Below are 22867 nucleotides of genomic sequence, written 5' to 3'. Positions count from 1 at the left end.
GACCAACGAGGTTCCTCCACCCATAGCCGATGCACTATTAAAGTCAGTGACCAGGACATCACCGGCTGTAAGGTTGCCAAGCGTCTTTGGAATGACGGCGATCCCGTAAGGGTTGGTGTCGCCGTTGGTTGCATTGGTCGATGCAACCTGGTGGATCGACATCTCCGGGAATAGATGTGACGATGGCATCACCTGTGCAAAGGCGGTCTGCGGAAGAAGTACAAGGCTCATAGCCCCGGCTCCAATCCCCAGGGTGACAACTCTCATGGCTTTCCTGGAAGGACGTATCTTCATTGTGGTTTCCTTTCTTGTGAAACAACTATGAACAAGTACGCACCACTACAGTGTTTCGTTCAATGCAAAGTGAAGTTTTCTTTGCGTCGTGCGATCGCGAGGTTGGTAGAGAGCTCGGGGGTGCGTGTTGCATGCAGTGGATGGAGTGCTAGGGGATGTAGGAGTGGTTCAGCAAGGGGAATCGCCTCGTCACGTGAGGAGTCGGATGGGCACCAAGGGCACCCCCGGTGTATGCGCTGGTATTAATAGTCAGTGCGCCATCCTGTTACGGAAGCATGGACGACCAATTTTGGGTATGTTGCACCGGTAGCAGTGGCAACAACAGACTATGCCTTGGCAGCAGCTTTCATACTGGCCTTAAAGTTCCGTATCTGTTCGAGCGCCTCGGGAGAGCTGGCATCGGCAACCGAACGGACCTCATTGGTTCGTCCAAAGGGATCTGAAGCCTGTTCCCAGCCGGCTGGAGCTGCTTTGAAGCGCTTGCCAAGCAGCGCCATGAAAATCTTCGCCTTGTCGGCTCCAAAGCCGTTCAACGACTGTAATCGGGTGAGAAGTTCCTCCCCGGATGGTGCTTCTTCCCAAATAGCGGCGGTCTCGCCATGGTAGTCTGTGACGATACGGTCGGCAAGAAGGTGGCATTTCGCCGCCATCGCCTTAGGAAAGCGATGCAAGGCAGGCTTCTCTGAGAAGAGTGCGATCAACTGTTCTTCGTCGAGTGCCACAATGGTCGTCGGGTGAAGGGCCTTGCCATAGTGTTGTTGCAGTCTTGTGTGCAAGAGATACGGGGCACCAAATGCTCGTTCCATGGGGATCTGCTGATCCAGCAACATGCCAACCAGCAACCCAAAGGGGTTCTCTTTGAGGTAGTCGTTCGCATCCGGATCAGGCGTGAGATAGATATCTCCGTTCATAGCGCGCTTGTACCTCTCAGTTAGACGGTCGGATCGTGGTGCTCGTAGACAACACTGTAGTGTGTCATTGCATCGGCGACCTCTTCGGGCTTGGCTTCGCCTTGCTTGGATAGCGCTGAAAGTGTAGCAACGACGATCGATCCCTCATCGGTCTCGAAGAATCGGCGAAGGGCTTCCCGTGTGTCTGAACGGCCAAAGCCATCGGTTCCAAGAGAGACGAAAGGTTGGTGCACAAACGGCCGAATCTGATCAGGCACCAGTTTTACGAAGTCGGTAGTAGCTACGATTGGTCCTTCTGCGCCTGCCAGTAGCTGGGAGACCCAGGGAGACTCCGTCTTTTCGCCGGGGTGGAGCCGTTCGAAGCGTTCGGCGGCTTCGGCATCCTCTCGAAGGCGCTTGTATGAGGTGATCGAGTAGACATCGCAGACGACATTCCAGTGCTCCCGGAGAGCATCGGCAGCCGCACGCACCGAGGATTGTGCTGTGCCGGAGAATAACAGGGTGGCGTGGCGCGCACGGTCCCTTGGCGTCGCAGATGAGATAGGCGAGAGCTCCTCTGGGTTGTGGCCGGCTGCGAAGAGATATCCACCACGAACGATGGAGTCCACAAGCTCTTCGAGGTTTTTCTCCGCGTCCACGGGGGGCATTACGTAGTTTTCGTTGTAGGTGGTGAGGTAGTAGATGACATCTCTGCCATGTGGGCCGAACATGTCAGCGATCCCGTGCTTGACAATCGCTGCGATCTCATACGCAAAGGCCGGATCGTACGCTTGCACATTTGGATAGACCGCTGCCAGTATCTGGGAGTGTCCATCGGTGTGCTGTAGTCCCTCGCCAATCAACGTAGTCCTGCCGGCAGTCGCTCCGATGAGAAAGCCCTTCGCGCGTGCATCGGATGCCGCCCACAGGAGATCTCCTGAACGCTGGAAACCAAACATCGAATAGAAGAGATAGACAGGAATCATGGGCACCCCAAGCGTTGCATAGGAGGTGCCAGCGGCGGTGAACATCGCGGTTGACCCATCTTCGGTGATACCCATCTCAAGGATCTGACCGTCCTGGGCTTCGGTGTAGGAGAGGAGCAGTCCCGCATCAACGGGTGTGTAGCGTTGCCCGATCGTAGAGTAGATTTTTGCCTCGCGGAATAGGGCCTCAAGGCCGAAGGTCCTTGCCTCATCAGGCACGATTGGAACCACGCGCGTTCCGACCAGGGGATCTTTCATGAGGTTACGAAGGAGTTTGGAGAAGACCATTGTGGTAGAGACCTGTTGTTTGGCAGACCCAAGGTAGAACTCCTTAAAGACATCATCGCTTGGTGCTGGCAATTCGGCGCTTCTATTCATACGGCGCGGCAATGAGCCTCCGAGTTGCTTGCGGCGTGAGCTGAGGTAGGCAGCCTCGATCGACCCCTCTGGCAATCGGATGTACGGAGGCTCAGGAGCTTCCAACATCTCGTCGGTGATGATGTCGTTAAGATGGAGACGGTCTCGGAACTGGCGCAGCTGTTCATCCGTCATTTTTTTGATCTGGTGCGTCGAGTTACGTGCCTCGATATCAGGCCCTAGCGTCCAGCCTTTGACCGTGTGAGCGAGGATCGCGGTTGGTGAACCGTGGTGGTTAACGGCGGCATGATAGGCCGCATAAAGTTTACGGTAATCATGCCCTCCTCGTGGCAGCTGCTGGAGGTCCTCATCGGTTAAGTGGTCCACCAGTGCACGCAGCCGTGGGTCTGGCCCGAAGAAATGTTCCCGAATGTAGGCACCGGACTCCGTGGCGAGTTTTTGAAAGTCTCCGTCAGGGGTGGTGTTCATCTTGTTGAGGAGGACCCCATCGGTGTCTCTGGCCAACAGCTCGTCCCACTTCGAACCCCAGACCACCTTGATGACGTTCCACCCGGCTCCTCGGAAGGTGGCTTCGAGCTCCTGGATGATCTTGCCATTGCCGCGCACAGGACCATCTAGACGTTGCAGGTTACAGTTGACGACCCAAATCAGATTATCCAGATGCTCGCGTCCCGCTAGCGACAAGGCTCCGCTGGTCTCCGGCTCGTCGAATTCACCATCGCCGACAAACCCCCATATCCGACTCTCGGTCGTACTGGCGAGGTGCCGATCATTCATATAGCGATTAAAAAGGGCATGGTAGATCGATTGGATCGGACCCAACCCCATCGAAACAGTTGGGAACTCCCAAAACTCGGGCATAAGGCGAGGATGGGGATAGGAGGGGATTCCAAGGCCATCTACCTCCATGCGAAAATGGTCGAGTTGGTCTTCGCTAAGACGACCCTCCAAGAAGGCCCGTGAATAGATACCCGGTGAGCCGTGCCCTTGGAAGTAGACAAAATCACCTGGAGACCCGTTGTCCTTGCCGCGGAAGAAGTGGTTGAAGCCCACTTCGTAGAGTGAGGCCGAACTCGCATAAGTCGATAGATGGCCACCGATACCATCCGCGAGGTGATTGGCCCGCGTCACCATAGCAGCGGCGTTCCAGCGGATAAAGGCTCGAATGCGCCGTTCAACCTGTTCGTCTCCTGGAAACCAGGGTTCGTTTTCGGGCGCGATCGTGTTGATATAAGGGGTCGAGACCGTCGCAGGGAAGCCCACCTGCCTCTCCCTTGCGGCTTCTAGCAGCTTCATCAGGAGGAAGGTGGCGCGCTGCTTGCCGCGTCCATCCACGAGCGAGCCGAATGACTCTACCCACTCTGCTGTCTCTTCTGGGTCGATGTCTGGAATCTGATGTGCAAAGCCGTCGATAATCACATCTACTATTCTTGCAGCTTTTGGCGAAGACTTCCACCTGGTACACTGACACCCGGCAAAGAGCAACCTTAGGGGGAGTAATTCGCATGGCGTTGTTGGTGTACACGGACGGTGCGTGCAAAGGAAATCCAGGTCCCGGGGGCTGGGCTTGGTTTGAACCGACTTCGCTGGCCTACGATTCAGGTGGGGAGGCTTTGACCACCAATCAGCGGATGGAGCTCGCGGCGGTCTTGCATGCACTTGAGTCCCATGCCGGTGATCTCACGATCCGATCCGACTCCACGTATGTGGTCAATTGCTTTCGTCAGTCATGGTGGAAGAAGTGGGAAGTGAATGGCTTTAAGACCAGCAAGGGTGATGCGGTGGCCAATAGTGATCTCTGGCGACCACTGCTCGCTGAAGCGTTGCATGCTGGTCGGAGTGTCACCTTTGAGTGGGTGAAGGGTCACAGCAGGGATCCACACAACAACAGAGTGGACGCACTTGCCCAGGAAGCAGCGAATCGCTTTCGATAAATTCGCTGTCCGCGTTCCTATCGGGTTGACTGATTTGAGGCAGCCGTTGAGCCTCGACTAGGGTGGCGGTATGGATATTCGAGGAGAAGTGGCGGTTATCAGCGGCGGAGCATCAGGCTTAGGATTCGCAGCGGCAGCTGCGCTGGCCGAGGCCGGGGCACATGTGGTGTTGGCGGATCGCAATGAGCAGGCGGGACGAGAGGCGGCAGGGAAGATCGGTGACCTTGCAACGTTTGTGCTGACTGATGTCGTTGAGGAGACTTCTGTCAGCGACCTGATGATTGAGGCCGCTAAAGTCGGCGTGCTTCGCATGGTGGTCAGTTGCGCAGGCATTGGGATCGCTGAACGCACAATTGGTCGAAACGGCAATCCGCATGATTATGCGAGCTTCGAGCGAGTGATTCGGGTGAACCTGATGGGAACCTTCAACATGCTACGTTTTGGTGCGCAATATCTGTCGCGAAACGACCCTCGCGATGGCCAACGCGGTGTAATCGTTAATACCGCCTCTATCGCCGCCTATGACGGTCAGATTGGCCAACTCGCATACGCAGCTTCAAAAGGCGGTATCGTAGGAATGACGCTCCCTGCAGCACGTGATCTTTCGAGTGTTGGCATCCGAGTAGCTGCTGTTGCCCCTGGGATCATGGATACTCCGCTCTTAGGCATGTTGCCCGAGGAGGTCCGATCGGCACTGGGAGCCTCGATCCCCTTCCCGAAGCGACTTGGACTCCCGGCTGAGTTTGCCAAACTCGTTCTCGCCATCCTCGACAACGACTACCTCAATGGTGAGGTCATTCGCCTTGATGGTGCGCTTCGTATGCCACCTCGTTGATTGCCTGTCGGAAACTGGGGACGTTGCTGCTGCAGATAACCATGGCGAGCATCGGTCTGCCTTCGGTCACGAATTCGGTGTCGTAGTTTGTTGTGCGAAGCACTCCCGATCGGTGTTTTGGATGTGACTCCTAGGCTGAAGGGGTGAGATATCGAGAGCTCAATGGGATTCGGTTCAGCGTGGTCGGGCTGGGAACATGGCAATTCGGTTCGCCTGAGTGGGGTTATGGTCGTGAGTACTCGGAGCGGGTCGCTTACGAACTTGTTGAGGAGGCCCTGAGTCTGGGTATCAACTTATTTGATACCGCCGAACTGTACGGGTTCGGTCGTTCCGAGACCATCCTCGGCCAGGCGCTTGGTTCCCATCGCCGACAAGCATTGATCGCCTCGAAGTATGCCCCGATCGTTCCTCTGCCCGGTGTAGGAAGGAAGCATGCGCGACGTTCAGCGGCTCGGTTGGGGGTGGAGGAGATCGATCTCTATCAACTTCATTTTCCTAATCCATTGTTTTCGCTACGGGCAGAAGTGGCAGAGTTCGAGCCAATGCTCCATGCGGGCGATATTCGAATGCTTGGGTTGTCCAACTACTCACTGGGAGCATGGCGGCGCACACAGGATTCGGTAAGCTTTCCGCTGTGGACGAATCAAGTCCATCTGTCACTTTTCACGCGGAGACCAGTGCGCGAGATGATCCCTTGGGCGACAGCAAATGATCGACTGGTTATCGCGTACTCACCACTTGAGCAGGGACTATTATCTGGACGTTACGATATTGACAATAAGCCGACAAACCTCCGGCGGCTGAAACGGGAGTTTGGTGACCGTACGTTGTTAGCGTTCAGGCCGGTACGCCAAGTGATGGAACGTGTGGCGCGAAGTTATGACGCGACAATTGCTCAGGTTGCGTTAGCCTGGGTGTTGTCTCACGAATCTGTGGTAGCGATTCCTGGTGCGTCCTCGGTTGAACAGCTGAGGTCGAATGCTCAAGCCGCTGACTTGATTCTTTCAGAGGATGACTACCTTGACCTGGCTGAGGTTGCCCAGCGAATGTGGCCATGAGGAATCCATCCAGTGGTCCTCCAATTTATTAACCAGGCGTAATTTCTACTAAAACTAGTAGGGGGACGGTGCAAGGAAGGAACGGCGTTGAGCGAAGAGCAAGCTTTTGATGTGGTGATTCTGGGTGCAGGGCCAGCTGGTTATGCGGCAGCGCTTTACGGTGCGTCGGCGGGCCTCAAGATCGGTATCGTAGAGCGCGATCGAGTTGGTGGTACGTGCCTGCAGCGTGGTTGCGTGCCCGCCAAGGAGTATCTGGAGACGGCCGCGGTCTACCGCTCTATTCGTGGATCGGCTGAGTTCGGGATTGCTGTCAGCGACCCGGTTGTGGATTTTGCCATCTCGCAAAAACGCAAGCAAGCGGTAGTGGACAAGTTGACGGGTGGGTTGGCTGGCCTCATGAGGAGCCGTGGGATCGTGACGTATGCGGGTGACGGTGCCTATGAAGGTGATGGGCGTATCTCGGTATCGACAGGGGAGAAGCTCGTTGGCGACAAGGTCATCATCTCAACAGGGTCGCGTCCACGTGTCATCCCCGGTTTTGAGGTCGATGGCCGTTACGTTCTGACCTCCGACGAAGTCTTGTTGTTGGAGGAGCTTCCTAAGTCAGTAGCCATCGTCGGCGGTGGGGTTATTGGTTGTGAGTTCGCCTCGTTAATGGCTGACCTAGGCAGCAAGGTTACGATCGTTGAGGCACTGCCACGGTTGTTGCCAGGTGTCGATCAGGATCTTGTCGACGTGATGATACGCTCGTTCAAGAAGCGTGGAATCGCGATTCGCACTGGTGTTGGAGTCACCGGACACAGTCCCGATGGTAAAGAAACCACCCTGACGTTAGCAGATGGCAGCTCGTTGGTGGTCAACCAAATTGTTGTTGCGGTCGGTAGGCGCCCCAATTCTGAGGGCATATTTCAGGGTAGATCCGCGGTTTCGGTGTCCGAGAGAGGCTTTGTCGAGGTTGACGAAAACTATGAAACGTCGGAACCAGGCGTCTATGCCATTGGCGATTTGATTGACACCGCTCAGCTTGCACACGTGGGTTTTGCCGAAGGGGTTGCGGTAATCAAGACAATACTTGGCGAGAGGTCTGCTCCGGTTGATTATTCCAGAGTTCCCTGGTGTATTTATACCCATCCCGAGATCGCCTTTGCCGGACTAACGGAGGAGCAGGCTAAAGATCGGGGATACGACCCGATCGTGAAGAAGGATCCACTTGGTGGAAACTCGCGTGCGCGCATCATCGGCGAGGTGGACGGCTTCGTAAAAGTGGTTGCAGATCGAGCGACCCATCAAATTTTAGGTGTCCACATTGTTGGCCCTTGGGCAACAGAACTGCTTTCACCGGGCTACCTAGCGGTGAACTGGGAAGCAAGTGCCGAAGAGCTGGCGTATTTTATTCAACCACATCCGACCCTTTCGGAGGCGTTCGGAGAGACAGTTTTTGCACTTACTGGAAGGAGTTTGCACGTTGGCTGATGTAATTATGCCACAGTTGGGAGAGACCGTTACCGAGGGTACTATCACGAAGTGGTTGGTGCAGGTTGGCGATACAGTTGAGATCGACCAACCCCTCTTTGAGGTTTCTACAGACAAGGTGGATTCTGAGGTTCCGGCCACCGCATCAGGAGTGGTGAGTGAGCTTGTAGTACCAGAAGGGGAAACCGTTGCTGTAGGTACTGTGGTTGCGAGGGTGGGAGATGCAGGTTCGGCCCCAGCCCCAGCTCCACAGCCGGCCCCGGCCCCAGCTCCACAACCAGCCCCGGCCCCACAGCCGGCCCCAACTCCACAGCCGGCCCCGGCCCCAGCTCCACAGCCTGCCCCGACCCCAGCTCCACAACCAGCCCCGGCCCCACAGCCTGCCCCGGCTCCACAGCCGGCCCCAGCTCCACAGCCGGCCCCGGCCCCACAGCCGAGTAAGGAGTACGGTGATTTGGTTCTGTCGCCGGTTGTACGCCATCTCATCGAAGAAAATAACCTTGACCCAGCGTCAATTCAAGGGACAGGCGTTGGTGGGCGCATTACTCGATCTGATGTGTTATCGATTCTTGATCGCTTGGCAGAACAGTCGCGTGCAGGAGCACAGGCCCCGGCCCCACAGCCAGCCTCAGCTCCACAGCCGGCCCCTGCCCCAGCTCCACAGCGATCTTCGTCGACTCCTGTTCGTAGGGAAGAGGCGCCCGTAGCCTACTCTGGTCCGGATATTGAGCCGGGTTCACGGGATTATGTCGTTCCGTTTACCAATATTCGTCGTCGGACCGCTGAACACATGATTCATTCGAAGGCGGTTTCAGCGCATACGCTAATGTCGATCGAGGTTGACTTTGAACGGGTCGAGCGTGTTCGTCGAGCTGCTGGTTCTGACTTTAAGGCCGAGGAGGGCTTTAGCCTGACGTACCTTCCATTTATCGCTCGAGCAGTAGTTGAGTCGGTAAGGGCCTACCCCAATGTCAATGCATCCGTGTTGGGCGATTCGCTAGTGGTCCATCGAGATATTAACTTGTCTATTGCAGTCGATCTTAATTTGGAGGGTTTAATTGCCCCGGTAATCCATGGCGCTGATGGGAAGCGGTTGACCGGAATCGCTCGAGAGATCCATGATCTCGCTTCCCGTGCCCGTACCCGACGCCTAGCTGCCGACGATATCGCTGGCGGCACCTTTACGATAACCAATCCGGGTCCGTTTGGTACCTTCATGACAGGCGCAATTATCAACCAACCTCAGGTGGTTATTCTGGCGACTGACGGTATTGCTCGCAAGCCGGTCGTGATCGTCGATGGTGAAGGTAATGAGTCGATTGGAATCCATTCGGTTGGGATGTTAACACTGAACTTTGATCATCGAGCGGTCGATGGGGCTTACGCAGCAGCGTTCCTCGCCAAACTCAAGCAGGTGATCGAGACATGGAATTGGGAGCAGGAGCTTTGATGGTAGAGAGCCGACCAGAGTTAGGGGCTCGTTGGTTAGGACGCGTTGGTTACGAGGACGCGTTGGTATTTCAACAGAGACTCCGCGAGGGGACGAGTTCGCATCTCTTGCTGCTCGAACATCCCCACGTGTATACGATGGGTGTTCGGACAGATCCTGCCCATCTTTTGGTTGATCCTGCTACGGTGAACGCAACTTCTTGTTGGACAGACCGCGGTGGTGACATCACGTATCACGGTCCGGGGCAGCTGGTAGGTTACCCCATCATCGACGTCCCGTTCGGTCCAGATTCGACCCCGCAGTATGTCCACACACTCGAGGCATCGATCATCGCACTGCTTGCCTCTTACGGGATCGAGGCCTTTACACTTAAGGAGTTCCCGGGGGTGTGGGTTGGTCCGGTTGACGCTCCTCGCAAGATCGCTGCCATTGGGGTGAAGTTAAGCCGTGGACGGTCAATGCATGGTTTTGCCTTGAACGTACATACTGATCTGTCTATGTTCGAACATATTGTTCCATGCGGTATCTCTGATAAGGCAGTCACCTCAATGGAGGCCGAAGGTGTCCATGCATCTTTGCGTGAGGTAGCTCGTGCCTACGCGAAGGAGTTTGCTTCCTGCTTCGCGTTCGATCAGCTTGACTATCAGGGTGTGGATGACGCCTCTCAGGTAGCCGTTGCACAAGAAGGAGCACGAACACAGAGCGCGCTCACCTCTCGGCTGAACAAGCGTTTGGCGAAGGCGGGCTTCTCCTTTGAGTCCGCTGTCCCATATGTCTCACGAAAGCCTGAATGGGTGCGCAGCGAGGTGAACCTTGGTACGGAGTATCGGTCGTTGCAGCATCTTGTGCGGGATTTGAATCTTGTAACGGTGTGTGAAGAGGCGGGTTGTCCAAACATCTATGAGTGTTGGAAGGATGGTACTGCGACGTTCATGATCAACGGTGAACGTTGCACGCGCGCCTGTGGCTTCTGTCTCGTTGATACCTCAAAGCCGCTGCCACTCGATGCGACAGAGCCCAATCGGGTTGCGCAAGCGGTCGCAGCCTTGAAGCTCTCCTTTGCGGTTGTTACTGCGGTGGCCCGTGATGATCTTCAAGATGGGGGCTCTGGTGCCTTTGCAGAGACGATTCATGCGATTCGCGAGCTCAATCCTGCCTGTTCGGTTGAGGTCCTCATCCCTGACTTTAAGGGTGACCATGCATCGCTTGAGACGGTCCTGGAGGCTCGACCTGATGTATTGAATCACAATCTAGAGACAGCATTGCGATTGCACCGTGCCGTCCGTCCCTCTGCGAACTATGTACGTTCTTTGACGGTACTGGCACGGGCGAAGGAGTTCGGCTTGACGACAAAATCGGGTCTCATCGTCGGAATGGGCGAGTCGATTCCCGAACTCAAGTCAGTGATGCGTGATATACGGTCGGTAGGTGTAGATATTTTAACGGTAGGACAGTATCTTCGGCCGACGCGAGATCACTTGCCGGTCTCTCGCTACTACCACCCTGAGGAGTTTGTCGAGTTGCGTGAGTATGCGAAGAGTCTGGGCTTCCGTTATGTGGAGGCGTCGCCGCTAGCGAGGTCCTCCTATCACGCACGTCAAGGGTCCGATGCTGCCGTTGAGGCGATGGCATGATTGAACCTTCTCAGTTTGAGGCTGCGTATCAAGGACGCCAGGAGCGGACCCGACAGCTACTGGCGGCGAACGAAGTCGATGCATTGCTGATCACATTGGGTAGGGAGTTACCCTGGCTCATCGGCTATCAAGCGATGCCACTCGAGCGAATTACCTGTCTCTACATGGATGCCAGCGGGTCGACTCGTTTGGTGATTCCAAAGTTGGAAGCGCCGAGAGTTCGGGCATTGCCTGGACTGGAACTCGTGCCATGGGTAGATGGCGAGGATCCCTTTGCGCTCCTCGGATCCATGATTCGTGATGCGAAGGTTGTCGCAGTGGATGATCGTTTTATCTCTGGATGGCTGCTGCCACTGATGGAGCGAGCTCCAAGGGCTAGCCTGCGATCAGCGACCGCATTGCTAAATCCGCTTCGGCGACAGAAAGATGCAATCGAGATCGAGTTGCTCGAGCTTGCGGCTCATGCAGCGGACCGGGTGACGGAGCGGCTGATTCGGGGCGAGATCAAGGTAGCGAATCGCCGAGAGAGCGAGGTGGCGAAGGACATCGGTGAGGCTCTGCTAGAAGAGGGTCACACCAGCGTCAACTTTACCATTGTCGGAAGTGGGCCAAATTCTGCTTCGCCACACCATGATCCTACCACTCGGGTTATCATGCCAGGAGATGCGTTAGTCCTCGACTTTGGCGGGACATACTCGATTGATGGCGAGCCTGGTTATTGTTCCGATACCACACGGACATTTGCAGTTGGTGAAGTTCCCGAAGGTTTTGGGGAACTCTACGAAGTGCTGTACCATGCGCAAACAGTGGCCCGTGAGAGCATCCGGGTGGGCATGTCCGGCAGGGAAGCCGATCTCGTGGCTCGCAATGTGATTGCAGAGGGCGGTTATGGAGAGTATTTTGTTCATCGGCTTGGGCATGGAATTGGACTCGATGAACATGAGGATCCCTACCTGTCGAGCGAAAACGTGTTGCCCCTGGAAGCGGGCACCGCTTTCTCAATTGAACCAGGCATCTATCTTCCAGGTCGTTATGGTGCTCGGATCGAGGACATCGTCATCTTGGAGGAAAAGGGTGTTCGCGCATTGAACGAGTCGCCTCGGGAATTGGCCGTGCTTTAGACAACTCTGCTCCGTTGTCTTTCTGGGGCCGCCGTGAGGCCCAGTACTCGGGTTGATGTGAGCAAGGGGCGACCTGATGCAAGAATTGATGCTGTTGTCCTGTCGTGTGATCCCTTATGCGATGAAGTATTTCGCCATGGGGTGATGTGCGATGATGGCGGTGGTTGTCTGTTCGGGATCGAGTTGGAAGTTCTCGGACACCGTCACCCCGATCCGTGAGGCTTCTAAGAGCTGCACTAACTTCTCGTTGTCTTCGAGATTGGGGCACGCCGGGTAGCCCCAGGAGTAGCGCCCACCGCGGTAGGCCTGTTTGAAGAGACCGGTTAGTGTTGGTCCGTCTTCGCTGCTGAATCCCCATTCGCGTCGCACCCGTGCATGCCACAACTCCGCGAGAGCTTCGGTCATTTCAACGCCGAGCCCATGGAGATGCAGGTAATCTTGGTAGCGATTGTCGCGGAAGTATTCTTGGGCCACCTCACTGACACGTTTACCCATGGTCACTACGTGAAAGGCGACGTAGTCAACTTCTTGCGTTGTACGGGGTCGGTAGAAATCGGCGATGCATAGATGTGGTGCATTTGGCTGCCGCGGGAATTGGAAACGGGTCAATTCACGATCACGCGCCGAAGGGTCCCATATGATCAGGTCATTGCCCTCAGAGTTGCAGGGGAAGTATCCATAGACGAGCTGGGGAATCAAGATCTGGTCCGTTTTTGCGTGATCGAGTTCTAGCGCGAGTTGCTGGCGAATCCGTTCTTTGAACTCAGCGTCAGATTCTCCATTTTGGGGTCGATAGCCCCACTGATGACGAAAGAGCGCTGTTTCATTGAGATAGGCGGCGATCTCCTCGAGAGGGACGCCTTTCACCACCCTTGTGCCGAGAAACGGAGGGGTATAGACCGGATTATCGAATGGTACCTCTTCGGAGCGAATGGTACGTTCTTCGGAACGAACGCTCGCTTCGGTTCGCATGCGCTTAACGGAGGAAGCTTTGATCTTGCGACCGAATTGGTCGTCAGTGAGGTCACCATGGGAGATTTTGACGAGCTTGTCGAGCACAGTAAGTCCTTCGAAGGCATCTTTACCGTAGAAGACTCTTCCCTTGTAGATCTCGCGCAGATCGCGTTCCACAAATGATCGTGTGAGGGCGGCTCCTCCAAGAATGACTGGGATATGGTCCAGACCCCGTGCATTGAGTTCGAGAAGATTATCCCGCATGACGAGCGTTGATTTGACCAGCAATCCACTCATGCCTATCGCATCCGCCTTCGTCTCGACGGCTTTTTCGATGAGTTCATTGACCGCAACTTTGATACCGAGATTGTGAACATGGAAACCATTGTTTGTCAGGATGATATCCACGAGATTCTTGCCGATATCGTGCACGTCGCCCTTGACGGTGGCAAGTACAATGGTCCCGCGATTGGTGGAGTCCGCGCGATCCATAAAGGGCTCAAGATAAGCGACTGCCTGTTTCATGGTCTCAGCCGAAGCGAGGACAAAAGGTAGCTGCATCTGCCCTGAACCGAAGAGGTCGCCGACCTCGGCCATGGCCGCGAGAAGGATGTCGTTGACGATCGCAAGTGGTGCCGATCCCCCGTCGAGTGCTTGCCGGAGGTCGGTTTCAAGACCGACTCGATTCCCGTCAACGATGCGGCGGTAGAGGCGCTCATCGACGGGGAGCGACTCTAACGGAGGTCCAGTTTCCTTGAGGCTTTCTGCGGATTCAAATAGGTCAATGAGTCGCGACAGCGGATCATAGCCATCTCGGCGACGGTCATAGATGAGGTCAAGGCAGACTGTTGTGATCTCTTCGGGAATCTTTGCCAGAGGGATGATCTTTGAAGGGTGTAAAATTGCCATACTGAGTCCATTGAGCCGACATTCTTCGAGAAAAACGGAGTTCAGTACTTCTCGGGCCGCAGCTTTCAGGCCAAACGATACGTTGGATAAGCCGATGATGATGTGCGATTCAGGGAAGGCCTCATGGATGAGCCGGATACCTTCGATGGTGGCTTTGGCATCTTGGCGGGACTCTTCCATCCCAGTCGTAATGGGGAGCACGAGTGGGTCGAAGATGAGATCGGCAGGTTGGAGCCCATACCGATCTATCGCGATATTGGCGATAGAGGTGGCGGCTTTGAGTTTCCACTCAGGTGTTCGTGCTTGCCCCTCCTCGTCAATGCAGGTCGCCACTACTGCGGCTCCGAAGCGCTGCGCGAGGGTGAGAAATTTGTCGAGACGCGATCCAGGGGCATCGCCTTCTTCGAGGTTGACGGAGTTCAGAATCGTTCTTCCACCGAGATGGGTCAACGCGACTTCGATTACCTCTGCCTCGGTGGAGTCAAGCATGATAGGTAGAGTTGCTGCAGTGGCGAGGCGTGCACTCAGCTCCCCCATGTTGTGCACACCGTCTTCACCGGTATAGTCAACGCAGAGGTCGATAAGGTGGGCACCGTCGCGAACCTGTTCTTGGGCCATCGCCACACAGGTATCGTAATCAGCTGCAAGAAGAGCCTCACGAAAGCGTTTCGAGCCGTTGGCATTCGTTCGTTCGCCGACGTTCAGTAGGGAGGTGTCCTGACGCAAGGAGACAGGGGAGTACAACGACGCAACCTCGGGTTCCAGGCTTGGTTGGCGTGGTTCTGGTGTGAGATCTCGGCAGGCCTCCACCACCGCCTTGAGGTGGTCAGGTGTGGTGCCACAGCATCCGCCGATGACAGTAACGCCAAAATCGTGTACGAAGCGACGCAGGGAGGTGGCCAGCTGGTCCGGCGTGAGATCGTAGTGCATCTTGCCGTCTTTGACCGATGGGAGTCCAGCATTGGGTAGACAGGAGATCGGTAAAGGGCTGCGCTCCGCCAAATATCGGAGATGCTCACTCATCTCTGTAGGACCGGTGGCGCAGTTGATGCCAAAGACGGTCGGTTGCATGGCGCTGAGCGAAGAGAGGGCAGCACCGATCTCAGTTCCAGGAAGCATGCGGCCGGTGAGCTCGATCGTTACTTGGAGCTGTATCGGCAGCGTACGACCCTCACTCTGCATTGCCAGGCGAGCACCGATCATTGCAGCCTTTGCCGAGAGTATGTCATAGACGGTCTCAATAAGTAAGAGGTCAACGCCGCCGGCGATCAAACCTGCCGCCTGGGTATGGTAGGCATCGACGAGTGTCTCGAACTCAATCTGTCCGAGCGTCGGAAGTTTGGTTCCTGGGCCCATGCTGCCAGCAACGTAGCGTGGATGGTTGGGTGTTGAGAAGTCTCTGGCCACTCGGACGGCTAACCGAGCTGCGGTTTCATTCAGTTCACGGGCCTGTGATGCGAGCCCGTATTCAGCTAAGACTGGCGACAGGGATCCAAAGCTGTCGGTCTCAATCACGTCCACGCCGACCTCAAGAAATGAGGCATGAAGCTGCTCGATGACCTCTGGTTTTGTGCGCACGAGCACCTCGTTGCAGCCCTCGAGATGCTCGCCGCCGAAGTCGTCGGCAGTGAGTTCGCGGAGCTGTAGGTTGGTGCCAGTCGCGCCGTCAAAGATGACGATCTGTTCTTGAACTAGCCGGGCGTAGTCGAGCATGTCTAATAGGCTAGTAGGTGCTGAGCTGCGTTTTTCGAAGGGAATGATGTGAAGATCTACACCAAGACAGGGGACAAAGGAACCACTGGGTTGCTCTATGGCGGGAGGGTCCCGAAAAATTCACCCCAGGTCGAGCTCAATGGTGCAGTTGATGAAGCTCAGGCCCATCTCGGTCTTGTTCGGGCCCATGCCACCGGGGAACTCGCGTCAATCTGCCGGGACCTCGAACTCGATCTTTGGATACTGATGGCGGAGGTAGCGACTCAGGCTAGCAAACGCGATCATCTCAAACCGGGTACAACACTGGTGACTCGTGACATGGTGACACACTTAGAGGAACTCATTGACCAGATTTCTCTGCGTTTTCAACCACCAAAGGAGTTTGTCGTCCCGGGTGAGGAGGTGACTGCGGCGTTTTTGGATGTTGCACGCACGGTTGTCCGTCGGGCAGAACGACACAGCGTCGCCTTCGTTGAGGAGGCTCCAGACTCTCTGGTGCAGATGTACCTGAACAGGCTCTCTGATCTTGTCTGGACGTTGGCTCGATGGAGTGAGGGCGTGTCGCTGACCGCGCGAGGAGCTCAGAACGCCTAGGGTGCAAGAGGACAGACTTGTTCAAGAACGTGGATCCCAAGGAGGATGGAGTGAGTTTAAAGACATCGGTTTCGATTGCGCAAAAGGCAAGTGCTGGTGCTGTCGACGTTCGTATTGTCGAGGGTGAGCACACAACTCGGATGCAGCCAACTGTTGTAGATGGTGCACTGCAGTATCACTTCGGCGTCGTCGCTGAGGCGACCGCCGAACAGCTTCGTGCTCTGGGGGCGGCGGTGGTCGACGAGGCGTCACGCGCTCATTTTCCTGAGGTAGCGCTGACCCTGCCCGCTTTGAACGAGACCCAAATTGAAGAACTTACCATCGGCATGTTGCTGGCTGGGTATCGTTTCGATACCTATCGAACCCGTGAGGATACCGAATCCTCTGTCTGTACTCAGGTTGTCGTGCTTGGCCACGAAGCTGAGGGCGCTGCAGTGGAGCGGGCGTCAGTGATCGCTGAGGCGGTGGCGTTGGCTCGCGATCTAGTGAACGAACCACCATCGCGCTTGACCCCGACAGCGTTTGCACGCATGGCGAGCGATGTTGCGGCTCGCTCTGGCCTTGAGATTCGCGTATGGGACGAGCAGACCTGTGAGGAGGAGCGATTGGGCGGCCTCCTTGGGGTGGCTCGTGGGTCGGTGGAGCCTCCGCGTGCCATCAAACTGACCTATCGCCCTCAGCAGACGGCTGGAAAGAAGATCGGACTCGTAGGGAAGGGCATCACCTTTGACTCAGGGGGCCTCTCACTCAAATCTGGTGAGGGGATGATGACCATGAAGACGGACATGGGTGGCGCCGCCGCGGTGCTCGCCGCGATGTCGACTTTGGGTGCGCTCGGTGTGTCGCATGAGGTCAATGGTTATCTCATGATGACTGAGAATATGCCCTCTGGCAGTGCCCAAAAGCCGGGCGATGTCTTGGTTACGCGTTCGGGACGTACGATTGAAGTTTTGAACACCGATGCAGAGGGACGCCTTGTCTTGGCTGATGGTCTGACACTTGCCCTGGAGGACGGCAACGATGAGATCGTCGATATCGCGACACTCACCGGCGCTTGTGTCGTCGCATTAGGTGAAGAGGTCGCAGGACTGATGGGCAACGACGAGTTGCTTCTCGATGCACTTCATACCGCTGGAGAAGAGGCCGTTGAGCCCAACTGGCGACTGCCTCTCCCTTCGAGCTACGAGAAGTTGATCGCCTCGGAGGTGGCGGATATGAAGAACATTGGCAAGCGCGGTGGTGGTGCCATCGCAGCGGCTCTTCTTCTTCAGCGTTTCGTGCCAGACGCACGGTGGGCACACCTCGATATCGCCGGACCCTCGCGAGCCGAGACCGATCACGGCTGGATACGAGCAGGAGCGACAGGATTTGGTGTAGTGACCTTTATCCGCTGGTTACAGGGTACGCACGACTAGAGGCCGTGGAACGTTCAGGCGGGTAACCGAGCCGAAGGAGTTGGTCGCTGATCTCGTCGTCCGTTGCACCTAGGTTGGCTAGTGTGGCGGTGAGTTGATGTAGTCGACCTCTTCGTTCGGTCTCGTTGCGATAACGTTGGAGTTCAGGCTGCGCATGTGCGACGACTTGGAGGCTCTCTGGCAGTCGTTTGAGCTGTCGGCTGCTCAGAGGAGGTAGCTCGCGCGGCACCTCGATGAGCCCTGGAATGAGTTCACGGAGCACGCGGAAATCGCAGCAACGATCGATACTGCGGTCCAGCAGCGAACCTCGGTGTGGGGTATGGCCGAGCCCGAGCGATCGAGCGAGCTCCTCGGTGGAGGTTCTGACCTGTTTCGCCTCCCCGATCAGCAGGTCTAGGCGCTGCAAGAGCACAATGCAGGATGGACCAAGTATCGGCAGCCAGAGCAGCTGCACGTACTCTGATGTGATCGGCCACCACTGCTCTTGACGGTGTGGGACCTCCCAACGGCACACAGTGAGGAATTCTGGACGTGGACCTTCCTGACCCATAACGACCCTCCTTGGTCTTCTCTTACATCAGTATAGCATAGAATATATCAAAATCAAATAGGAGAAAACGTTCCGAATACGTCGCGCAACGTATCGGCGACCTCGCCCAAGGTAGCGCGCGCCGCTAAGGCACGCTTCATCGGGTAACAGACGTTGTCGGTTCCACGAGCGGCCACTTTGAGTTCGGTGAGTGCCCGATCGACGGTCCCTTGATCACGGCGGCGGCGCAACTCGCGGATCTCCTGTATCTGCTGTCTCTGTAGCGCTGGATCAATCGGGAAGACCTCTGGACTCGACTCCTGCTTATCGACGAAGCGGTTCACTCCAACGATCACTTTTTCGCCAGCATCAACGGCCTTGGTGTAGGCATAGGCGGCACGTTCGATCTCCTGTTGGATGTACCCGTTTTCGATGGCTGCGACCGCACCTCCACGTCCATCGATCTCCTCGAGGTATTCGCGTGCCTTTGCTTCGAGCGAACTGGTGAGCGACTCGACGTAATAGGAACCTGCGAGTGGATCGACCGTGTCGGTTACCCCCGTCTCATAGGCGATCACTTGCTGTGTCCTGAGCGCGAGTTTGGCCGCCTTTTCGGTTGGCAAACCGAGGGCCTCGTCATAACCGTTAGTGTGCAGCGACTGTGTGCCCCCGAGGGCGGCCGCTAACGCTTGGACTGAGACTCGCACGAGGTTCACCTCTGGTTGCTGTGCTGTCAGGGTTGAGCCGCCGGTCTGGGTATGGAAACGCATGAGCAGGGATCGTGGATCTTGAGCATGGAAGCGTTCTTGCATGATATGGGCCCAGAGCCGTCGAGCAGCCCGAAACTTGGCAACCTCCTCGAAGAGATTGTTATGGGCGTTCCAGAAGAAGCTGAGTCGCGGCGCAAAATCATCGACTGCCAGTCCAGCGGCCAGAGCGGCTTCGACGTAGGCGATGCCGTTGGCAATGGTGAAGGCAAGCTCTTGTGCTGCGGTGGAGCCCGCTTCACGGATGTGATAGCCCGAGATGGAGATGGTATTGAAGTGGGGAAGTTCCCGTTGGCAGTACGCGAAGATGTCAGTGATGATGCGCATGCTTGGGCGAGGAGGATAGATGTAGGTACCGCGAGCGGCATATTCTTTCAGAATATCATTTTGGATCGTTCCCCCAATGGCCGAGGGATCGACGTTGTTCTCCTCTGCGACTAGCTGGTAGAGGAGCAGCAGGGTGGAAGCGGTGGCGTTGATGGTCATGGAGGTCGTGACTTTGTCGAGTGGAATGCCCTGCAAAAGTCGATGCATGTCCTCAATGGAGGAGATTGCCACGCCGACTCGACCCACCTCTCCATCGGCTCGGGGGTGATCGGCGTCATAGCCCATCTGTGTCGGCAGATCGAAGGCGCAAGACAACCCTGTTTGGCCGTTGGCGAGCAGGAATCGAAAGCGTTCGTTGGTGGCCTCAGCGGTCCCAAAACCGGCATACTGTCGCATGGTCCAGTTGCGCTGGCGATACATCTCGGGATAAATTCCACGGGTAAACGGAAAGGTACCTGGATCACCAAGATCACTCGCATAGTTCACCGAGGTGTTCGCGGGAGAATAGAAGGGTTCGATGGGTATCTCAGAGTCGGTCTGTCTTGTGGTCACCCTTGCCATCCTACTTGCATCGTCTGAGATCGAGTTTGGTGAGTGAAGAGTTTGATGGTTGGGAGTCTCGATGCTACACTGCCTCCATGTTCTGGTGATTGACCAGGCCGGATGGTCGGTCTCCGCAGCTTGGACAGTTGGGATTACGCCCAAGACGGTAGGTGTGTAACGATTGGGTCAACGCGTCGTAGGTGAGCAAGCGCCCAACGAGCGTGTCACCGATCCCGAGGAGGAGCTTGAGCGTCTCTGTGGCCTGGAGAGACCCGATAATGCCCGGCAGGACGCCCAAGACGCCCGCTTCAGAGCATGAAGGTGCGAGTTCACTCGGAGGGGGGGTCGGTTGGAAGCATCGATAACACGGTCCTTTTGGTGGCGCAAAAACAGTGACCTGACCCTCGAAGCGATAGATGGAGCCGTGCACCACTGGAAGCCGCGCAACGATCGCTGCATCGTTGATCAGGTAGCGTGTTGCAAAGTTATCGGTACCATCGACGATCAGATCGTAGTCAGCGATGATGGAGGCGATATTTGTTGCATCGAGACGACAGTCATAGGTAATGACGTCGATATCAGGGTTCAAGGCACGGACAGCCGCACTGGCGGAGTCGACCTTACGTTTTCCAATCGAATCTGTGGTATGAATAATTTGACGCTGGAGGTTTGACAGATCGACCTCGTCCATGTCGAGAATGCCAAGGGTTCCCACCCCCGCTGCGGCGAGGTACAAGATGATCGGCGACCCGAGGCCTCCAGCTCCTAACAGCAGGACCTTGGAGTCGAGCAACTTCCGTTGGCCCTCTTCACCGACCTCTGGTAGCAGGAGGTGGCGATGGTAACGACGGCGCTGCGCATCACCGAGCCGTTGTGGCACCTGCCAGAGTCCTCCCTGGTCTTTCCATGCTTCAAAACCCCCGGAGAGTGAAGCGACGTTCGTATAACCGAGTTGCCCCAAGGTATACGCAGCGAGGATACTGCGCACGCCCGCGGCGCAGTACACCACGATTGGGGTCCTCTTGTCTGGAATGACCGTTTCGATCTGCAGTTCTAGGTTGCCACGGGGTAGCAGAATACTCCCGGGGATGGTGCCCTGGCTGAACTCCTCGGGTTCACGTACATCGAGAAGAACCCAATCATCACCGAGCTTCGTCTGCAGTGTTACGGGCTCAACTTCGTCGATCTGCGCTCGTGCATTCGCCAGTAGCTCTCGTAAGTTAGACATAGAGCGTACATTGCCTCCCTCGATCATGTTACCACTGCTCGAAATGCATTAGCGTTTCCGCGGCCCGGCGCTGACGACGACTCGGTGAGCCCGTGAGACGGGAGTTGCTGGGGTGTCCAATGCAGAGAATGCCGAGCGGATGGTGCCCGTCAGGCAGAGCTAGCAATGTGCGCAGCTCCTCAGCGCCGTAGTAGATGCCCATGAAACTTGCGCCGAGACCAAGATCCACGACCTTTAGGAGCAGTTGCATGGTGGCAAAACTTGCATCGACCAGCCAATAAGGCTGAGGCCAACCATCCTCGGTCGCCATGCCGGATTGCGCTTTGTCGGGTTCTGCGTATCGTGCGAGATACGCCTGTTGGTTGATGATTGGGAAGATCAACACTTGGCTGTGACGCAGTCCTTGGTGGTTAACAGCGTTCGTCAACCAGTCTTGCGTGGTGATCAGTTCCAGGATGGTGCGAATGCGTTGCGGGTCTCGTACGATCACCAACTCGGTACCCTGGGTGAAGCCAGCCGAAGGTGCACGAAGCGCCGCCTCGCAAAGAGCGTTGACCTCCTCGATATGGACGGGTTCTTCAGTGAAGGAACGGTGCATCCGTCGCCGTCGTAGTACTGCGTCGAACTCCATTCTTAAAGGCCTCTCGAGGAGCACACTTGGCGTCGCCTACCGGCAAGGGTGAGCGAGGAGTCGTTCTCTGGTGCTGTGGGTGAGCGCGGCGGTCATCGCGGTCATAGCCAGCGCCATGCCTCCTTCAAACATTGCCCTATCTGCCTCCGGCGACTTCGCCGCCTCAGTGAACTCGGGTTGGTGGTTGACGGCCGGCCATGAGTTGATGTTGATCAGAGGATGAATGGTAGCGACTTCAAGTGAGATATTACCCATGTCGGTGGAGGCCGATAGTGGCTGTTGGTCGGTCTGAAAGGTACGGCCGACTTGGGTGGCTTCCTCCACGTAGATAGTGGCCAACTCCTCGTCGGTTACCAGATGGGAGTAGGTGGGTCCGCGGTCGGTGATGGTGCAGGTGGCACCAGTAGCCAAGGCTCCAGCCTCGAAGCAGCGATCGACACGAGGAGCGAGATGCGCAAGCTCCTCCAGTGTTGCAGAGCGCGTCAGAAATTCCCCCTCAACAAGGGACGGAATGATGTTTGGGGCATCTCCCCCCTTCGTGATGATGCCGTGGATGCGGTCATCGGCCAGGATGTGTTGACGTAGAAGCCCGATAGAGGTCTGGGCGATTGTCATCGCATCAAGTGCGTTGATGCCAAGCTGAGGTGCGGCCGCAGCGTGGGAGTCTCGCCCCTGGTAGGTGACGCGGAAGTGGCGCGCTGCTTGCACATGCATTCGGTCAGCCTCCATCGGTGCCGGATGCAACATCATAGCTAGGTGCGTACCGGTGAAGATCCCCTGATCGAGGAGGATGATCTTACCGCCGCCGCCCTCCTCGGCAGGAGTTCCAATGACGCGCAGCGTGATTCCGAGATCATCGACGAGGTCCACGAGTGAGGTGGCGGCGAGGAAGGCACTGGCTGCGATAATGTTGTGACCACAGGCGTGTCCGATATGGGGAAGTGCATCGTACTCGGCGCAGATGGTCACGATAAGGTCGCCACTTCCGGCCTCAGCGATGACGGCGGTGTCGAGACCACCGATACCTTTTGTGGCCGTGAACCCAGATGTACTGAGCTCGTTGGTGAGCCAGGTGGCGGCCTTCTCTTCGTGAAATGCCAATTCAGGGTTTGCATGAATACGATGTGAGAGGTCATAAGCTCGACCGTAGTTGCGTTCTGCTGCTGATCGAATTGCCTTGCGTTCGTTGTCTCCGTGTGACATG

The 22867-nt window shown here is 56.3% G+C and carries 17 protein-coding genes and 1 pseudogene; 9 read left to right on the top strand and 9 right to left on the bottom strand.

Annotated elements, in window-relative coordinates; genetic code table 11:
- The 3 genes and pseudogenes from M7439_RS01775 to aceE form a co-directional block, all read right to left on the bottom strand.
- A pseudogene (locus M7439_RS01775) lies at positions 1 to 231 on the bottom strand (hypothetical protein); the annotation flags it as partial.
- Between the two features lie 389 nt (positions 232 to 620).
- On the bottom strand, positions 621 to 1205 hold the full coding sequence (locus tag M7439_RS01770) for an HhH-GPD-type base excision DNA repair protein (RefSeq protein ID WP_298345581.1): 585 nt from the start codon (positions 1203 to 1205) through the stop codon (positions 621 to 623).
- Between the two features lie 20 nt (positions 1206 to 1225).
- Positions 1226 to 3967, bottom strand: a complete 2742-nt coding sequence (gene aceE, locus M7439_RS01765; protein ID WP_366525239.1) for a pyruvate dehydrogenase (acetyl-transferring), homodimeric type — start codon at positions 3965 to 3967, stop codon at positions 1226 to 1228.
- 86 nt (positions 3968 to 4053) lie between these two features.
- Between aceE and M7439_RS01760 the strand changes: the two genes are divergently transcribed.
- The 7 genes from M7439_RS01760 (at position 4054) to M7439_RS01730 (ending at position 12053) form a co-directional block, all read left to right on the top strand.
- Complete coding sequence (locus M7439_RS01760; protein ID WP_298345584.1) at positions 4054 to 4482, top strand: ribonuclease H; 429 nt, start codon at positions 4054 to 4056, stop codon at positions 4480 to 4482.
- Positions 4483 to 4552: 70 nt separating this feature from the next.
- Positions 4553 to 5317: an SDR family NAD(P)-dependent oxidoreductase gene (locus tag M7439_RS01755; protein WP_298345587.1), complete on the top strand. Its 765-nt coding sequence runs from the start codon at positions 4553 to 4555 to the stop codon at positions 5315 to 5317.
- Between the two features lie 143 nt (positions 5318 to 5460).
- Positions 5461 to 6375, top strand: a complete 915-nt coding sequence (locus tag M7439_RS01750; protein WP_298345590.1) for an aldo/keto reductase — start codon at positions 5461 to 5463, stop codon at positions 6373 to 6375.
- A gap of 87 nt (positions 6376 to 6462) precedes the next feature.
- Positions 6463 to 7848, top strand: a complete 1386-nt coding sequence (gene lpdA, locus M7439_RS01745; protein WP_298345593.1) for a dihydrolipoyl dehydrogenase — start codon at positions 6463 to 6465, stop codon at positions 7846 to 7848.
- Complete coding sequence (locus M7439_RS01740; RefSeq protein ID WP_298345595.1) at positions 7841 to 9298, top strand: dihydrolipoamide acetyltransferase family protein; 1458 nt, start codon at positions 7841 to 7843, stop codon at positions 9296 to 9298. Before lpdA ends, M7439_RS01740 begins: the two co-directional genes overlap by 8 nt.
- Positions 9298 to 10932, top strand: coding sequence for a lipoyl synthase (lipA, locus tag M7439_RS01735; RefSeq protein ID WP_298345597.1), 1635 nt, complete (start codon positions 9298 to 9300; stop codon positions 10930 to 10932). The genes M7439_RS01740 and lipA overlap by 1 nt, the downstream gene beginning before the upstream one ends.
- A complete protein-coding gene (locus tag M7439_RS01730; RefSeq protein ID WP_298345600.1) occupies positions 10929 to 12053 on the top strand; it encodes a Xaa-Pro peptidase family protein in 1125 nt (374 codons plus the stop codon). Before lipA ends, M7439_RS01730 begins: the two co-directional genes overlap by 4 nt.
- Before the next feature lie 114 nt (positions 12054 to 12167).
- Here M7439_RS01730 and metH read toward each other — a convergent pair whose 3' ends face one another.
- Positions 12168 to 15629 (bottom strand): methionine synthase, encoded by a 3462-nt coding sequence (metH, locus tag M7439_RS01725; protein ID WP_298345603.1) that lies wholly within the window; start codon positions 15627 to 15629, stop codon positions 12168 to 12170.
- Positions 15630 to 15677: 48 nt separating this feature from the next.
- Between metH and M7439_RS01720 the strand changes: the two genes are divergently transcribed.
- Both M7439_RS01720 and M7439_RS01715 read left to right on the top strand, forming a co-directional pair.
- On the top strand, positions 15678 to 16223 hold the full coding sequence (locus M7439_RS01720; protein ID WP_298345606.1) for a cob(I)yrinic acid a,c-diamide adenosyltransferase: 546 nt from the start codon (positions 15678 to 15680) through the stop codon (positions 16221 to 16223).
- 50 nt (positions 16224 to 16273) lie between these two features.
- The gene (locus M7439_RS01715) at positions 16274 to 17638 is read left to right on the top strand and encodes a leucyl aminopeptidase (RefSeq protein WP_298345609.1); all 1365 of its coding nucleotides are present in this window, start codon (positions 16274 to 16276) and stop codon (positions 17636 to 17638) included.
- Here the strand turns inward: M7439_RS01715 and M7439_RS01710 are convergent.
- The 5 genes from M7439_RS01710 to M7439_RS01690 all read right to left on the bottom strand — a co-directional run bounded on the left by M7439_RS01710 (position 17607) and on the right by M7439_RS01690 (position 22866).
- Complete coding sequence (locus M7439_RS01710; RefSeq protein ID WP_298345611.1) at positions 17607 to 18188, bottom strand: hypothetical protein; 582 nt, start codon at positions 18186 to 18188, stop codon at positions 17607 to 17609. The two genes, M7439_RS01715 and M7439_RS01710, sit on opposite strands and share 32 nt — an antisense overlap.
- A gap of 53 nt (positions 18189 to 18241) precedes the next feature.
- Positions 18242 to 19813 carry a methylmalonyl-CoA mutase gene (locus M7439_RS01705; protein ID WP_298345614.1) on the bottom strand — a complete coding sequence of 524 codons (1572 nt, stop codon included), beginning with the start codon at positions 19811 to 19813 and terminating at the stop codon, positions 18242 to 18244.
- A gap of 73 nt (positions 19814 to 19886) precedes the next feature.
- On the bottom strand, positions 19887 to 21032 hold the full coding sequence (gene moeB / locus M7439_RS01700) for a molybdopterin-synthase adenylyltransferase MoeB (RefSeq protein WP_298345616.1): 1146 nt from the start codon (positions 21030 to 21032) through the stop codon (positions 19887 to 19889).
- A gap of 28 nt (positions 21033 to 21060) precedes the next feature.
- Positions 21061 to 21663, bottom strand: a complete 603-nt coding sequence (locus tag M7439_RS01695) for a nitroreductase family protein (RefSeq protein ID WP_298345619.1) — start codon at positions 21661 to 21663, stop codon at positions 21061 to 21063.
- Between the two features lie 36 nt (positions 21664 to 21699).
- The gene (locus M7439_RS01690; RefSeq protein ID WP_298345622.1) at positions 21700 to 22866 is read right to left on the bottom strand and encodes a M20 family metallopeptidase; all 1167 of its coding nucleotides are present in this window, start codon (positions 22864 to 22866) and stop codon (positions 21700 to 21702) included.
- Between the last annotated feature and the right edge of the window lies 1 nt (position 22867).

Source organism: Ferrimicrobium sp., from assembly GCF_027319265.1.
Lineage (GTDB): Bacteria > Actinomycetota > Acidimicrobiia > Acidimicrobiales > Acidimicrobiaceae > Ferrimicrobium.
Note: the sequence above shows the minus strand (reverse complement) of the source record. Positions and strands in the feature narration are given on the sequence as shown.